The 15,030-nt window shown below is 65.0% G+C and carries 14 protein-coding genes; 6 read left to right on the forward strand and 8 right to left on the reverse strand.

The window, feature by feature from the left end; genetic code table 11:
• Window positions 1-16: 16 nt before the first annotated feature.
• Genes MB901379_RS18185 through MB901379_RS18200 form a run of 4 tightly spaced genes read right to left on the reverse strand, consistent with a single transcriptional unit; the run spans window position 17 to window position 4,645 of the window.
• A complete protein-coding gene (locus tag MB901379_RS18185) occupies window positions 17-1,681 on the reverse strand; it encodes an AMP-binding protein (protein ID WP_158017892.1) in 1,665 nt (554 codons plus the stop codon).
• Window positions 1,678-2,073, reverse strand: coding sequence for a nuclear transport factor 2 family protein (locus MB901379_RS18190; RefSeq protein ID WP_158017893.1), 396 nt, complete (start codon window positions 2,071-2,073; stop codon window positions 1,678-1,680). Before MB901379_RS18190 ends, MB901379_RS18185 begins: the two co-directional genes overlap by 4 nt.
• A complete protein-coding gene (locus MB901379_RS18195) occupies window positions 2,070-2,333 on the reverse strand; it encodes an acyl carrier protein (RefSeq protein WP_158017894.1) in 264 nt (87 codons plus the stop codon). The genes MB901379_RS18190 and MB901379_RS18195 overlap by 4 nt, the downstream gene beginning before the upstream one ends.
• Window positions 2,330-4,645 (reverse strand): aminotransferase class I/II-fold pyridoxal phosphate-dependent enzyme, encoded by a 2,316-nt coding sequence (locus MB901379_RS18200; RefSeq protein ID WP_158017895.1) that lies wholly within the window; start codon window positions 4,643-4,645, stop codon window positions 2,330-2,332. Before MB901379_RS18200 ends, MB901379_RS18195 begins: the two co-directional genes overlap by 4 nt.
• 355 nt (window positions 4,646-5,000) lie before the next feature.
• Between MB901379_RS18200 and MB901379_RS18205 the strand changes: the two genes are divergently transcribed.
• From MB901379_RS18205 to MB901379_RS18215, 3 genes are all read left to right on the forward strand, one after another.
• Window positions 5,001-5,807, forward strand: a complete 807-nt coding sequence (locus tag MB901379_RS18205; protein ID WP_158017896.1) for an enoyl-CoA hydratase — start codon at window positions 5,001-5,003, stop codon at window positions 5,805-5,807.
• A gap of 64 nt (window positions 5,808-5,871) precedes the next feature.
• The gene (locus tag MB901379_RS18210) at window positions 5,872-6,678 is read left to right on the forward strand and encodes an enoyl-CoA hydratase (RefSeq protein WP_158017897.1); all 807 of its coding nucleotides are present in this window, start codon (window positions 5,872-5,874) and stop codon (window positions 6,676-6,678) included.
• Between the two features lie 97 nt (window positions 6,679-6,775).
• The gene (locus MB901379_RS18215; RefSeq protein WP_158017898.1) at window positions 6,776-8,158 is read left to right on the forward strand and encodes a DUF2867 domain-containing protein; all 1,383 of its coding nucleotides are present in this window, start codon (window positions 6,776-6,778) and stop codon (window positions 8,156-8,158) included.
• 11 nt (window positions 8,159-8,169) lie between these two features.
• Here the strand turns inward: MB901379_RS18215 and MB901379_RS18220 are convergent, their stop codons facing one another.
• A complete protein-coding gene (locus MB901379_RS18220) occupies window positions 8,170-8,889 on the reverse strand; it encodes a CPBP family intramembrane glutamic endopeptidase (protein WP_158017899.1) in 720 nt (239 codons plus the stop codon).
• A complete protein-coding gene (locus MB901379_RS18225) occupies window positions 8,886-10,034 on the reverse strand; it encodes an NAD(P)H-binding protein (protein ID WP_158017900.1) in 1,149 nt (382 codons plus the stop codon). Before MB901379_RS18225 ends, MB901379_RS18220 begins: the two co-directional genes overlap by 4 nt.
• Before the next feature lie 194 nt (window positions 10,035-10,228).
• On the opposite strand from MB901379_RS18225, the gene MB901379_RS18230 reads away from it, so the two are divergent.
• The 3 genes from MB901379_RS18230 to MB901379_RS18240 are packed head-to-tail and all read left to right on the forward strand — an operon-like array spanning window position 10,229 to window position 12,782.
• A complete protein-coding gene (locus MB901379_RS18230) occupies window positions 10,229-11,266 on the forward strand; it encodes a type III polyketide synthase (protein WP_232022148.1) in 1,038 nt (345 codons plus the stop codon).
• A complete protein-coding gene (locus MB901379_RS18235) occupies window positions 11,260-11,769 on the forward strand; it encodes an isoprenylcysteine carboxyl methyltransferase family protein (protein WP_158017902.1) in 510 nt (169 codons plus the stop codon). The genes MB901379_RS18230 and MB901379_RS18235 overlap by 7 nt, the downstream gene beginning before the upstream one ends.
• The gene (locus tag MB901379_RS18240) at window positions 11,766-12,782 is read left to right on the forward strand and encodes an NAD(P)/FAD-dependent oxidoreductase (protein ID WP_158017903.1); all 1,017 of its coding nucleotides are present in this window, start codon (window positions 11,766-11,768) and stop codon (window positions 12,780-12,782) included. Before MB901379_RS18235 ends, MB901379_RS18240 begins: the two co-directional genes overlap by 4 nt.
• A gap of 203 nt (window positions 12,783-12,985) precedes the next feature.
• Here the strand turns inward: MB901379_RS18240 and MB901379_RS18245 are convergent, their stop codons facing one another.
• Both MB901379_RS18245 and MB901379_RS18250 read right to left on the reverse strand, forming a co-directional pair.
• On the reverse strand, window positions 12,986-13,789 hold the full coding sequence (locus MB901379_RS18245) for a crotonase/enoyl-CoA hydratase family protein (protein WP_158017904.1): 804 nt from the start codon (window positions 13,787-13,789) through the stop codon (window positions 12,986-12,988).
• The gene (locus MB901379_RS18250; RefSeq protein ID WP_158017905.1) at window positions 13,786-14,934 is read right to left on the reverse strand and encodes a thiolase family protein; all 1,149 of its coding nucleotides are present in this window, start codon (window positions 14,932-14,934) and stop codon (window positions 13,786-13,788) included. The genes MB901379_RS18245 and MB901379_RS18250 overlap by 4 nt, the downstream gene beginning before the upstream one ends.
• Window positions 14,935-15,030: the final 96 nt, after the last annotated feature.

Consider the following 15,030-nt stretch of genomic DNA (forward strand, 5'->3'; position numbering starts at 1 on the left):
TGGACCGCGCCCCAGACTAGCCGGGCAAGGCCCGGACAACGGCATCCGGGCCCGCGGTCCACCTGTGGGTGTCCAGCCTGGGCAGCGTGCCGGCTCGATAGGCCGCCGCCACAGCGCTTCGCTTGATCTTGCCGCTGGTGGTGGTCGGAATCGTGCCACGCTGAACGGTGATGAGTTCGTCGAGCTGCAGCCCGGTGGCGGTGATGACCTGCCGCCGCAGCCGCTCGGCTTCGGCGGCGTCGGTGGGGCTGTCCGACTGGCTTTCCAGCACCACCAAGACACGGTCCTGATGCCCGAAACAGGCGACCTTGGTCCGGTCCTGACCGGATTCGTGGCGAACGACGAATTCGATGTCGTAGGGGAATCGGTTCTCACCGTAGACGATGAACACCTCGTCCTGCCTGCCCAGGATGACCAGCTCGTCGTCCACGAGAAATCCGATGTCGTGGGTATCGCAGAAGCCTTCCTCGTCTAAGGCGTCCAGCTTCTCCCCGTCCGTGTACGCCTTGGCTGCCACGCTGTCGCCGCGCAGCTTGATGGTGCCGGCTCGTTCGCCCGCAGGCGCGTCGATGCGGACCTCGTAGCCAGGCAGCACTCGACCGCAGGTGACGATCTCCGCGCCGGCATAGGTCACGGTGCGAAAACCCGTATCGGGTGCGGAGGTCGCGACGGCCACGGTTGCCTCGGCCAGGCCGTAGCCCGAACACACGGCCGTGGAGGCAAGTCCGAGGTCGGCGAAGGTGGCGGCGAACCGGCGCATGTTTTCGGCGTTGACCGGTTCGGAGGCAATGATGAGGCGGCGCATCGCCCGCAGGTCGATGCCGTCGACGTTGGCTGCACGCCGGTTTCGAGCGTTGATCAGCCACTCCAGGGCGAAGTTGGGCATGAAGGCGTGCGTGGCGCCGCTGCGGGTCAAAAGTCGAAGGAAACCCAACGGGTCGTACAGGAACCTATGCGGCGTGGTGAATACGGCGCTGAGGCCGTTGAACACGGCGGCAAAGAGGCTGGCGACCAGTCCCATGTCGTGATGCAACGGTAGCCAGCTGGCCATGACGTCGGCAGGGTCGAACCTCAAGCCCATCGCCATCGACTGCATGTTGGACAGCAGGTTGCGATAGGTGATGACCACCCCGCGAGGTGCCGCGGTGCTGCCGGAGGTGTATTGCACGTACGCATCGTCGTCGAGGCCGCGCAGCGGCCAGTCGGTGGTGCCGTCGGCCAGTTGATTCGCCGCGGCGCGGCCGAACTGGTCATCGGCATCCGCGGCCAGCGAAGAAAAGGTGCTCAGTAGGCAGCCGGTGGTGGTGGCGCTGCGCACCTCCTCCAGTTCGGCGGTGGTGCAGATCAGCATGCGATGGTGACGAAGGAGCGGGGTGAGCCGGGTGAGAAAGTTCTTCGCGGTCTTCAGTACCTCCCGTGGCGGGATCGGCACTGGCACGGCGCCATGGAGCATGAGCCCGAGGTAGCAGGACAGGAATTCCATCTCGGTGTGGGCCGTGATCAGCACCGGTTCACCTCGATTGACGCCAAGGCGGCGCAGCGACGGAATGTGTGCGGCCGCACGCACGATCAGCTCGCGGTAGGTGAGCGCTTCGGATTCCTCGCCCGTGATGGTGAGTGTGCAGTCCGAGCGCGCGACCTGCTGCCACGCCGCCGCTGGTGTAAGCAACGCCGTGGTCATGCCCAGAAACTTTCCATCGCCGCCGGGTCCGCGTAGAACTCGCGGAAGCGGGAGATACGGCCGTCAGCGATGGTGAACAAGATCGCGACGCGTTGGTCCATGAACTTGTCATTTCTACTACCGCGGGACCGGTCGACGGCGATGACCTGGCCATCTGCGTTGGAGAACACTTCTTCGAGCGTCACTTCCATGGTGCCCGCGGTGGCCGACACGGTGGCGCTCAGGCAGCCGATGACCTGGTCCACACCGCGGAACACGCCAGCTAGCGGGTGCTTGCCCGGGACAACCTGTTCCACATCGGCGGCTAGGCATTGCTTCACCTCAGCGAGATCACCGCGGGCGAATGCGGCGTAGACGCGCCGCACCAGATCGACGTCGGCGTCATTGGTCATGCTGTCCCTTTCGCTAGTGAGGCCGGCCCGGCGGCTTCGGGGAACCAGCGCGCTACGTTGGCGTAGACATCGCCCACGGTCTTGATGTTTTGTGCGTCCCGAAACGAGATGGCGATGTCGAACCTGTCGGCGAGTTCGGTGAGCAACTCGAACAGCTTGAGGGAGTCGAAACCGAGGTCATCGGCAAGCACCTGATTGGCGGTGATGCCGCGGTTGGTGTGAAGAATCCGCTGGATGGTGGCGTTGATGGTGTCTTTCATAGCGAAGCTCCTTTCCGGCTGAGGTCCTCGGCAAGGTCGGCAAAGACTTGCAAGGCCCGGTCGAGGTCGGGTTGTTGGTGCTCGGCGAGATAGCTGGTGCGAAAGCCGGAGCGCTCCTCCGGTACGGCGGGCGGCACGACCGGGTTCACATAGACCCCGGAACGCATGAGGCGCAGGTAGCCGGCGTGCGCCAGCGTGGGGTTGCCCAGGATCACCGGCACGATCGGCGTGCCGTGGTATTCGGCCCGATAACCAAGCCGGGCCATCCCGGTCGCGGCGTACTCGGCGGCGGCCAGGACGCGGGCCCGGCGCTCGGGTTCACGGCGGCTCACGTGCAGCGCAGCACGGGTGGCGGCCACCGCCGCTGGAGGCAGGCTGGCCGAGAACACGTGACCGGCCCCGTTATGTCGGATGTAATCAATGACCGCGCGGTCACCGGCAATAAAACCGCCGACCGACGCGAAGGACTTACTAAAGGTGCCCATCACCAGATCCAGCCGCGGCAAGATTCCCAAAGCCGCCGCCGCGCCGCGCCCGTCGGGACCCAACACGCCCAGGGCGTGCGACTCGTCCACGTAGACCCGGCAGCCGTGCCGGTCAGCAAGGTCGTTGATGGTGGCGAGGTGGGCGATGGTGCCCTCCATACTGAATACCGCGTCCACGACGATGATCCGGCGACGCCCTTCGGTGCGGCGGAGCACCTGGGCCAGGTGGTCCATGTCGTTGTGCCGATACACGGTGAAGTCGGCCCCGGACAATCTGGCGGCGTCGAACAGGCTGCGGTGGTTAAGCGCGTCTTGGATGATCAGATCCCCGGATTCGCACAGCGCGCTGATCGCTGCCAGGTTGCTCTGGTAGCCGGTGGAACACAGCACCGCCGCCGGTTTGTCCAGGAATTCGGCCAGTTCCTGCTCAAGCGATACATGCAAGTCCAAGGTGCCGTTCAGCAGCGGCGAACCCGAGCAGCCGGTGCCGTACCGACGCGTTGCCTCGGCAGAGGCGTCCACCACTTCCGGGTGCGTGGCCAGCCCCAGATACGAGTTTGTGCCGAGCAATACGATCTCCCCCAGCTCGGCCGCACGAATCGTGGACCGCTGCGGCCCGGTAAACCGAGGATAAAAACCGTAGACCCCGCCGAGTTTAAGTCCGGTGTATTTGTGTTGACGGTCGATTTTGCGGAAGATGTCGTGGGCGGGCAACCCATCCTGGTCGAGGCGTATTCGTTCTTCCCAACGACAGAATTCTTCCGACATATCGGTGGGCAACGCCGGCCGTTGAATATTGTGCATCATCATGCGGGCTAACGTCGCCGTATGCATCGGGTCCGTGCGATGCCGCAGGAAATAGATGGTCGGTATGACTCGGGCGCCAGGTATACGAAGTTTTGGGAAATAGTTCGTAATACCCATTTCCATTCGCCGTTTACCTCGGCCTATCGCATCCTGCAGGCTCAACGTCAGCGCGGCTCGGTAGAGATTCGCTTTCCCGTAATGTTCAAAATCGCGATCGATCCCCCACTCGAGCAGTACGTAGTTCTCGCCCGAGTCCCACACATTCAAGAAGAACGCCACCGGTGCGCCTTGGTAGCGGAACAGCCATAGCTTGCTGCGTCCTTGCAGGTGCCGTGAACATGCCGCAAAGAACTCCGGGTTGAGGTCCTCCCGCTGGTAGTCCTTCGCGCCATTCTTGACGTTGCGCCACAGCCGCGTGAGAACCTCTGCGTGCTCGGCATATTCATCGTGCTCCTCGAGCTCGATGCCGAACCGCTCGCGGAACATAAGCGCCGAATTCAATTGGTAACGCTTCTTGGTCGATAACGTGTCGAGCGCCTCTTCCAGGCAAGACCACGTGATGTCTACGTCTACCCGGGAAAAGCCCAACGCCGGCCGGAATCCCAAGGGGCGCAGGATGTCAAAGTAACGCTGGTAGTGTTCCGGAGCTACGTCCCTGATCATCAGGAAGTCCGATTCGTCGGCCTGCGCCACCTGGTCCATCTGCTCGGCCAGCAGGGGCAGCACCCGTTCCAAGTCGCCATCCGCCCGCAACGCAAGCGGGTTGCTCACCATCGTGAGCAACCCGCACTCCAGGAAACGAAACGTCATGAATCCCGGAAACCACCGCTTGATCGAGGCTCGCGAGTCCGGGGTGAGCTTGCGATCGGTGGTGGCGAGGTCGAAATGAACGCCGTAGAGATTTGCTCTGCCTAGCGGCTGCCCGTCGGCCGAATCAGCCATGAAATAGTAGTGGCGTAAATCATTAATTCCCGACACCTCGACTGGGCGTAGGAATTCATAACGCAATCCGGTGGGCATTCGGCCGTCCGGCAGGTCCCAGTTTTGCGGACAAATATCCTGCAGGCTTCGGCAGACCCTCGTCAGCGCGGGCCTGTCATTGCCCGTATCCACATAACTCCTAGCAACTAGCACCGGTCAAATGCAGCAATGCCTGTCGGGTGGGCACCCGCGAAAAAGTAGTTCAACACCCCATACGCACCTGCCGTCACGGCAGGGACGGCCCAACATTCTCACTGCACATCGGTGACTCGCGAGGGCATTTCCTACGAAGATGCGCCAACGCATTAGGCACTATGCACATGCTTTCGGATATTGCCTCGAGCGCGGCACACAAATGCCAATCCGTGAAGTCGCCGTCGCTTAAGGTGAAGCCATGTTGAGCTACGGGACCGATCCGCAGAATACTGTGGCCGGGCTTACCGTCGCGTTCGCCGACGGTGTGTTGTCGTTGACCCTGGATCGCCCCGACAGTCTCAACTCGCTGACGACGCCCATCCTGATAGGCATCGCCGACACGCTAGAGACGGTCGCCGACAACAAAAACGTCAGGCTGGTGCGGTTGCGCGGAGCGGGCCACGCCTTCACTTCGGGTGTGGCCATCTCCGTGGACGATTTCTGGGGCACCGGGGCGGCCACCGAGGTCGTCGAGGCGGCTCGCCGAGTGGTGCGGACGATCGCCACCACGCCGTGCCCGGTCGTCGCGGTGGTGCGCGGACCGGCGGTCGGTGTCGGCGTTTCCCTGGCTCTCGCATGTGATCTCGTATTGGCTGCTGAGGACGCGTTTTTCATGCTTGCTCACACGAAAATCGGTCTGATGCCCGACGGGGGCGCGTCGGCGTTGATCGCCGCCGCCATCGGCCGGATGCGGGCAATGCGGATGGCACTTTTACCCGAACGGTTGCCGGCCGCTGACGCGCTGGCATGGGGCCTGATCAGCGCCGTCTACCAGGCCGAGGACTTCGAGGCCGAGGTGGATAAGGTGATCAGCCGGTTGCTCGCGGGCCCGCCGCTGGCATTCAACAAGACCAAGGTGGCGATCAATGCGGCCACGCTCACCGAATTGGACTCCGCGTTCATGCGCGAGTCACACGGGCAAAAGGTGCTGCTGCAGTCGAACGACTTCGCCGAAGGTGCCGCGGCATTCCACCAGCGCCGGACCCCCGCCTTCACCGGCTCGTGAACGCCGCAGCCCGCTAGTCCGCCGTTGAGGGAGACCCGGTGCTGGGTCACCTAGGGTGGGGCCCATGCCAGATAGCGGAATCGACACACTGGCGCCGGTGGCCGGGCTAGAGGTGAGCTTGGCCGACGGTGTGCTATCGGTCATCCTCGACCGCCCCAAAAGCCTGAACTCGCTGACGACGGCGATGCTGGCCGGCATCGCGGACGCCATGGAGCGGGCGGCCACCGATCCGCGAGTCCGCGTGGTGCGGCTGGGTGGGAAAGGCCGCGGCTTCAGTTCCGGAGCGGGTATGAGTGCCGAGGATGCTGGCCGCGACAAATCGCGTACCGCGACCATCACCGAGATCAACCGGGCGGTGCGGGCAATTACCGTGCTGCCCCACCCCGTTGTCGCTGTCGTGCAGGGACCGGCCGCCGGCGTCGGCGTTTCGCTGGCGTTGGCGTGCGACCTGGTATTGGCTTCCGACACAGCATTTTTCATGCTCGCGTTCACCAAGATCGGGTTGATGCCGGATGGGGGTGCGTCGGCCCTGGTTGCGGCCGCGATCGGCCGCATCCGAGCCATGCACATGGCGCTGTTGCCGGAGCGGCTGCCGGCGGCCGACGCGCTGTCCTACGGACTGGTCAGCGCGGTATTTTCGGCCGAAGACTTCGACAGCGAGGTGGACCGGGTGATCGCCAGATTGCTGGCCGGCCCGGCCGTGGCATTCAGCAGGACCAAGAACGCGATCAACGCGGCCACCCTGACCGAATTGGAGCGCACCCTCGAACGGGAATTCGAGGGCCAGACATTCCTGCTGGGATCGCACGACTTCGCCGAGGGGGCAAGGGCATTCCAGCAGCGCCGCCTGCCGACCTTCACCGACTCCTAACCGCTGATTGCCGGGCGCGGCGGCCGGCCGCGGCAATCCGTTCTTGAGTCGGACGCGAATAACGGGGTAGACAGAAGCGGAGACCCACGGAGATGAAATGTCGGCTGGACAGGTTAGCTGCTTAGTCACCGGAGCCACCGGCTACATCGGTGCGCGGCTGGTGCCGAGATTGCTCGACGCGGGGCATCGCGTTCGAGCACTGGCTCGCAACCCACTCAAGCTGGCCGACGTACCGTGGCGCGCGGATGCCGAGGTGACGCACGGTGACCTGGGTGACGTCGAATCACTGATCGCCGCGTTTGCCGGCATAGACGTCGTCTACTACCTGGTGCATTCAATGGGCAGCGCGAAGAATTTTGTCGCCGAGGAAACGCGCGCCGTGCATAACGTCGTGACCGCCGCGCGCCGCACCGGCGTGCGCCGAGTGGTTTATCTCAGCGGCCTACATCCGGAAAACAGCAGACTCTCTCCGCACCTCGAATCACGCCGCGCCGTGGGCAACGTCCTGATCGAATCCGGTATCGAGACGGTCGTACTGCAGGCCGGCGTGGTGGTGGGATCGGGATCGGCCTCCTTCGAAATGATCAGGCACCTCACCGACCGATTGCCGGTGATGACCACGCCCAAGTGGGTGCACAACCGCATTCAGCCGATCGCCGTCCGAGATGTGCTGTATTACCTGGTCGCGGCCGCCACGGCCGACCTACCCCGAACCGCCTCGTCACGAGCGTGGGACGTCGGGGGCCCCGACGTGCTGGAGTACGGCGACATGATGCGGGTATATGCCGAGGTCGCCGGGCTGCACAGGCGCTATTTGATCGTGCTTCCGTTCTTGACGCCGACGATTGCCAGCCTATGGGTGGGCACGGTGACTCCGATCCCCCCGGGGCTGGCGCGACCACTGATCGAATCGCTGGAATGTGACGCGGTGATGCGTAACTGGGACATCGACACCATCATCGAGCCACCGCCGGGCGGCTTGACCAGCTATCGCCGCGCGGTCGCACTGGCACTCAACCGCGCAGCGCAGGGCTTTCCCGACGCGACGTGGGACTCGCTGCGCTCGGAGCCCGCCGAGCCGCTGCCCAGCGATCCGGACTGGGCCGGTGAGATCGTCTACACCGATGTCCGCACCGCAGCGACCAGCGCGGCGGCCGAGAACGTCTGGAATGCGGCCGAACGCCTCGCCAACGGCAATCGCTGGTATTCAATCGTGCTCGCGCGGCGTCGCGGGCAACGCTGGAGCGTGGCCGAGCGCACGCCAACCACGCTGCGCCTACGCGCCGACCGGCGATTGCCCGGGCCGGCGTGGCTCGAGCTCGCGGTCACCCCACACGAGACAACACCCAGCACCTATATGCAACGGGCAATGTTCTTTCCCCGCGGGGTCCCGGGCCGGTTGTATTGGCTGATGTTGCGGCCCCTCTACATTGCCGCGTTGCGCGCGCTTCGACGAGACATCGTCGCCGCGGCCGGATAGCGGGCGCGCGCTCAGACGCCGAACAACGGCGGCAGCGCGAGCACCATGATCAAGCCCCACACCATGTGAGTCAGGATGGGCGCCAGCACCCCGCCGGTGGAACGCCGCTCCCAGGCACACACGGTGCCCAGGATGATTGCGGCAAAGCCGAGCATTGGGTTGGCGCTGGCCATGATGGCCCCGGCGTACACCAGGGTCGAGAGGACCACCGGATAATGGCGTCCCAGCGCGGTGTACAGCGCCCCGCGAAAGAACATCTCTTCGGCCAGTCCGTTGATCAACGTGATCACCACGACCAACACCCACGATCCGTGACTGGCGAACTGCAGCACGCGGACGATCAGCGCGGCAACGCCCGGAAGTTCTCTGGCCGCCAATCCGCCCAGCACGAAGATCCCGCCCAGCGCCAAGCCGATCGTTGTCCCGGTGATGACCGGACGCTGGTTGCGCCCGCGCCAACGAATGCCGCCCAAATGTAGCGGGCCGGACGCGAGCGCCCCGATGGCCCAAATGGCGGCCAGCGCCAGCGTCAACCAGTAGAAGGTGGACTCGCCGGGTCGGCGGCTCATGGACAGTCCCATCACCACCGCGCCGATCGCGATGACGACCCCAACCACGATGCGACGCCGCAGCACCACCGACGGCGCCTCATGGTGTGGGACAGCGACATTGGTGATCGCCCGGCGAATGTCGCCGATTGCGTTGGGATGGGAAGCGGTGGACTGGCTCATGCGGGGAGAACCTTCGGGGTCAGAGTGATCAGGATGTCGAGACCGGTTCGCAGGGCTCCGGCCACCGGGCCCGGGACGGTATTGACCAGCCCCAGGGCGGACCGCGCGACGGGTGGCAGCACCGGACGCGCCAGCCGGCGGATACGCAGCCAGTCGCCACCGGCCCAGGACGGGTCGGTGTCGGCGAGCTGATGAGGATCGGTCAACGCATTGACCGGCAATGGCGGCCGCGTCGATTGCCCGGCCAAGGCCAGACCCATCGCGTCCTCGACACCCAGCAGGCCGCCGGGCGGAGCAGGGACCGTGTCGCGCAGGCCGGAGGCCGATGCCCGCATCGGGTGATCCAACGATTCCACCAGGTCTGCGGCCAGGCCCGGCGGCACGGGTAGCGCCACCGCGGTGATCCGCGACGCTATCGCGGTGTCGAACCGGCCGACCGGCACGGCCGCGCGCCACCGACCCGAAACACGCGCGTACGTCTTGAGTAACCGACGATAGGACGTGGTGTCCGGGCCGCAAATGTCATAGGCGCCAGCGGGTACCTGGTTCGGATCGGCAGCCGCCACCAGGTAGTGCAACACGTCCCGGATAGAGATTGGGTCGATCGGGTTGTACATCCAGTTCGGCATCGGCAGGAGCGGAAACCGGTCGCCGACGTAGCGCAGCATCTCGAATGAGGTGGAACCGGCGCCGATGATCATCGCCGCACCCAGCCATACCAGCTCGGGCCCGTCCTCGACGGTCAGCGCCACGGCGACCTCGGCCCGACTGGACAGATGCTCAGAGAGCGCTTCGGCCTCCGGCACAAAGCCGCCCAGGTAGACGATGCGCGGCACACCGGTGTTCCTGGCGGCCAGCGCGACGTTGGCGGCCGCGGCCTTGTCGGCGGCCCGAAAACCTGGTTCACCGATCCCGTGAACCAGGTAGTACACCACGTCGACGCGCCCGACGCGGGCCATCGCCGCCCGCACGGACGAGCCGTCCGCGGCATCGAGCGTTAACGGCGTGACATCGTCGAACCAGCCCATACGCTTGAGCCGGGCCGGGTTTCGGGTGCTGGCCAGCACCTCGTGGCCGGCCGTGAGCAACGCCGTGACCAGGCGGGATCCGACATAGCCGGTGGCGCCGGTCACCAGAATCCGCATGATTTCCAACCTAGCCTCATGGCGTCCGCTGGTGGACTGCGACGGTCAACAATCCCACCCGATCTGAACCCAACCGGCGACGGCACCGTGACTCCAACATGAACACATTTACAGGGGGCAAAGCAGCATGCCTCGGTCTGCCGACACCGATACCGGCCCGCCAATCGACACCAGGAAATCCGAGCGTGGCGGGAATCGCCGTGGAATTCCCGCCCCATCGGTATACCCAGGCGCAGGCCATCGGAGCGCTCACCGATTTTGCCGGTCCGGAGTTCAGGCGGTTCGCTCTCCGCAGCGGCGTCGAGGCCCGCCACACCGCATTGCCACTGGCACGCTATGCCGCACTCAGCGGCTTCACCGAGGCCAATGACGCCTTCGTCGATGTTGCCCTGGACCTGGGCGAGCGGGCGCTGATGGCGGCCCTGGATGACGCCAAGGTCAAGCCGTCGGATGTCGATGTCATCTTTTCCACGACCGTCACTGGGGCCGCGGTGCCCACCCTGGAGGCGCGCCTGGCCAGCCGGGTTGGCCTGCGCCAAGACGTCAAGCGCATACCGTTGTTCGGCCTGGGTTGTGTGGCCGGCGCCGCCGGGGTGGCCAGAATGCACGACTACCTGCGCGCATTTCCCAACCAGGTGGCTGCCCTGCTGGCGGTCGAACTGTGCTCGCTGACCATTCAGCGTCAAGACACTTCGGTGGCCAACCTGGTGGCGGCCAGCCTCTTCGGTGACGCGGCCGGGGCGGTGATAACCAAGGGAGCGGCCGCAACCACTGCTCCTGGACGGTCAACCGGGCGCCCCGGTCCCAGAGTGTTAGCAACACGAAGCCGGTTGTATCCCGAAACCGAACATGTGATGGGCTGGCGGATTGGCAGCAACGGGTTCCAAATCGTCTTATCCGTTGACGTCGCTACCGTCACCGAGAAATACCTGGGCGACGATGTCCGCGCGTTCCTGACCGATCATGGGTTGACCCTCAACGACGTCACGACTTGGGTCTGCCACCCCGGCGGGCCCCGGGTGATCGAAGCGGTCGAAGGTGTCTTGGACCTGCCCCCGGACGCCCTGGACGCGACGCGAGACTCGCTGCGGGACAACGGTAATCTCTCTTCGGTATCGGTCCTTGACGTGTTGCGGGCCAACATGGCCGATCCGCCACCGCCGGGTTCGTTCGGTCTGATGATTGCGATGGGACCGGGGTTCTGCTCTGAACTAGTGTTGCTTACGTGGTAGAGCCGTATTACCTGCTCATCCTGGCGGTCGCCGCCGAGCGCCTGGCCGAGCTGGTGGTGGCCCGGCGCAATGCCCGCTGGTCTTTCGCCCAGGGCGGCAAGGAGTTTGGTCGCCCGCACTACAGGGTGATGGTCGTCTTGCACTCATTGCTACTGCTGGGCTGTGTGATCGAACCGTGGGCGCTGCATCGGCCCTTCATCCCGTGGCTCGGTTGGCCCATGGTGGGCGTGCTGGCATTAAGCCAAGGTCTGCGCTGGTGGTGCGTGAGATCGTTGGGACGGCGGTGGAACACCCGAGTGATCGTGCTACCCCACGAGCAATTGGTACGACGGGGGCCCTACCGGTTTATGCACCACCCGAACTATGTTGCAGTGGTGATCGAAGGGTTCGCGCTGCCGATGGTGCACACCGCGTGGGTGACCGCGCTGGGATTCACGGTGGCCAACTCGGTGTTGTTGACGGTACGAATGCGCGTGGAGAACGCTGTTTTGGGTTACTCATGACCGACTACGACACCGACGTGCTGGTCGTCGGTGGCGGCCCGGGCGGACTTGCCACGGCGTTACACGCCCGCAAGCGGGGCTTGTCGGTGATCGTCGCCGATCCGCGGGAGAGCCCGATCGACAAGTGCTGCGGCGAAGGACTGATGCCGGGCGGTCTGGCCGAGCTGGCGGCACTCGACGTGGATCCGCCAGGCATGCCGTTTCATGGGATCGCCTACGTGAGCCAGCAGCATCGCGCCGAGGCTCGTTTTCGCACCGGGCCGGGCCGGGGCGTGCGTCGCACCACCTTGCACGCGACGCTGGCGGCACGCGCCAAAGAGCAAGACACCGAATGGATCCGGACGCGGGTAACCGATGTCACCCAAGACGTGCGCGGCGTTGCCGCCGCGGGCGTGCGCGCAAAATGGTTGGTGGCGGCCGACGGACTGCATTCCGGTGTCCGCCGCGCGCTCGGAATCGAGGTAACGGCCGGCAGCCCACGGCGCTACGGCGTGCGCTGGCATTATCGACTCCCGGCCTGGTCGGAGTTCGTTGAAGTGCATTGGTCCCCATGGGGTGAGGCCTATGTGACGCCGGTGGAACCGGATTTGGTGGGGGTAGCGATTCTGTCCGGTCGGCAGCCCGAAATCGATTGGTTCCCATGGCTTGCCCAGCAGCTGCGAGGAGCGAGCCGCGGACCGGCGCGAGGCTGCGGCCCGCTGCGGCAAGTGGTGTCCCGGCGGGTGGACGGGCGCGTGCTGTTGGTGGGTGACGCGGCCGGATACGAGGACGCTCTGACCGGCGAAGGGATCAGCCTTGCCGTCAAGCAGGCCGCCGCCGGGATCCGCGCCATCGTCGACGATGCGCCCGCATCGTACGAGGCCGAGTGGCATCGGATTACCCGCAACTACCGGTTGCTGACCCGGGGGCTGGTGCTGGCCAGCACATCGCGCCCGACCCGTCGGGCCATCGTGCCGGCGTGCACGCTGCTGCCCGCGGTGTTCCGCTGCGCGGTGAACATCCTGGCGCACTAAGGCAATTCGAAGGGCCGACTATGGCGGCTTGTCACCAGCGGCTCATCCGTGTCGGTCGGCCGAGACGCTCGTTGTGCCCGCCTCAGCGCGACAACGCGCGCCGCCACAGCAGCAGTTCCCGGCGAAAGCCGAGGGCCGACTGCCTACCCCGCGGCGGAGAGCCTCACGTGAAAATTGCGACCCTCAGCGGCACCGGCGCGCGTTCACCGCGCTTTCCAGACCGGCTCCCGCTTCTCGGCGAACGCCAACGGTCCCTCTTGGGCGTCCTCGGATCTGATCAGGGATCGCATTTCTCGGACGGTGCGTTGCCAACCCACTTCCTCGTCGATGATCACGCCGTCATCGACTCCGTAGGCGATCCGCTTGCTGGCCTGCACCGACAGCGGGGCGTTTCGGGTCACTCGGCCGGCCAACGCGAGGGCCGCATCAAGCGCCGTGCCCTCGTCGACAACCTGGTTGATCAGCCCCCAGTCGCACGCGTCGGCCGCGCAGAGCGGCTCGCCGGTCAACAGCAGTTCCATCGCCACCTTGCGGGGCAGCTGGTTCACGATGCGGAATACGCCTCCGGCCGCGGCGATCAGTCCCCGTTTGACCTCCGGTAGACCGAATTTCGCGCGCTCGTCGGCTACCACCAAGTCGCTGGCCAGCGCCAGCTCGGTGCCGCCACCCAGTGCGGCGCCGTTGACCGCGGCGATGGTGGGTTTGTCGATGAAGTGCTGTACATAACCGGCAAAGCCCCACTCGCTGTGGTTGGGGTGGTAGATATTCTCTCGTCGCGAGATCGCCTTCAGATCGGCCCCGGCGCAAAATGATTTGTCACCGGCACCGGTGATCACCACGGCGCGCACGTCGGGGTCGTGTTGGGCTTGTTGCAAAGCGTCCCCGACCGCGATGCTGACCGCACCGTTGACCGCATTGCGGGCTTCGGGGCGGTTGATGGTAATTACCATGACGTCGCCGTGATGATCGACCAGCGCTCCGGCGCGGTGGTCACCGTTGTCGGTCACAGGAGTTCCAGAATGGTGGCGTTGGCCTGCCCCCCGCCCTCACACATCGTCTGCAATCCGTAACGAATTCCCTTGTCCCGCATGTGGTAGAGCAACGTGGTCATCAGGCGCGCGCCCGAGCCGCCCAGGGGGTGGCCCAGTGCGATCGCGCCGCCGTTGGGATTGAGCTTCTTCTCGTCGGCACCGATGTCTCGCAGCCACGCCAGCGGGACCGGTGCGAACGCCTCGTTGACCTCGTATGCGCCGATGTCCTCGATGCTGAGCCCAGCGCGCTTGAGCAACTTCTGCGTGGCCGGAATGGGCGCGGTCAACATGATCACCGGGTTTGCTCCGGCGAGAACCGCGGTGTGCACCTTCGCGATCGGCTTCATCCCCAGCGACTTGGCCTTGTCGGCCGACATGAACAGCAGCGCGGCCGAGCCGTCGGAGATTTGCGAGGAGTTGCCGGCATGGATCACGCCGTCCTCTTTGAAGGCCGGTTTGAGCGACGCCATCTTCTCCATGGGGGTGCCGCGCCGGATACCTTCGTCCTTGAGCACGACGTTTCCATCCTGATCTTTGACGGGCACGATTTGGTCGTCAAAAGCTCCGGAATCCTGTGCAGCAGCAGCTTTTTCGTGCGAACCCAGGGAGAACTCGTCGAGCATTGCGCGGTCCAGGCCCCACTGCTCGGCGATCATTTCCGCGCCAATGCCCTGATTGGGGATCTGACGGTCGTAGCGGTCCAGAAATGACTGGGGATACGGCCGTCCGCCATTGGCCAACGACGAACCCATCGGGGTGCGTGACATTGACTCCACCCCGCCGGCAACGACGACGTCGTAGTGGCCCGCGACCACCCCCGCCGCGGCGAAGTGCACGGACTGTTGGCTGGAACCGCACTGACGATCGACGGTGACACCCGGGACGGTCTCGGGCCAACCGGCGGTCAACAACGAGGTACGAGCAATGTCGAGAGCCTGTTCACCGGCCTGCATGACGCAGCCCCAGATGACATCGTCAACAACTTCGGGGTCAATGCCGGCCTTGTGCACCAGTCCATTGAGAACCTGCGCCGACAGATCTGCCGGGTGCACACCGGACAACCCGCCGTTGCGCTTGCCGATTGGTGAGCGCACTGCCTCGACGATGACGGCTTCGGCCATGAGCATGTCTCCTTTGACACTTGCTGGAGGGCGGATGATCTTTAGTCGATTGTCGACCAATGCGGCCGACAACGCGGAACCGGGTGAGCGCTCTAC

The sequence above is a fragment of the Mycobacterium basiliense genome, from assembly GCF_900292015.1.
GTDB lineage: Bacteria > Actinomycetota > Actinomycetes > Mycobacteriales > Mycobacteriaceae > Mycobacterium > Mycobacterium basiliense.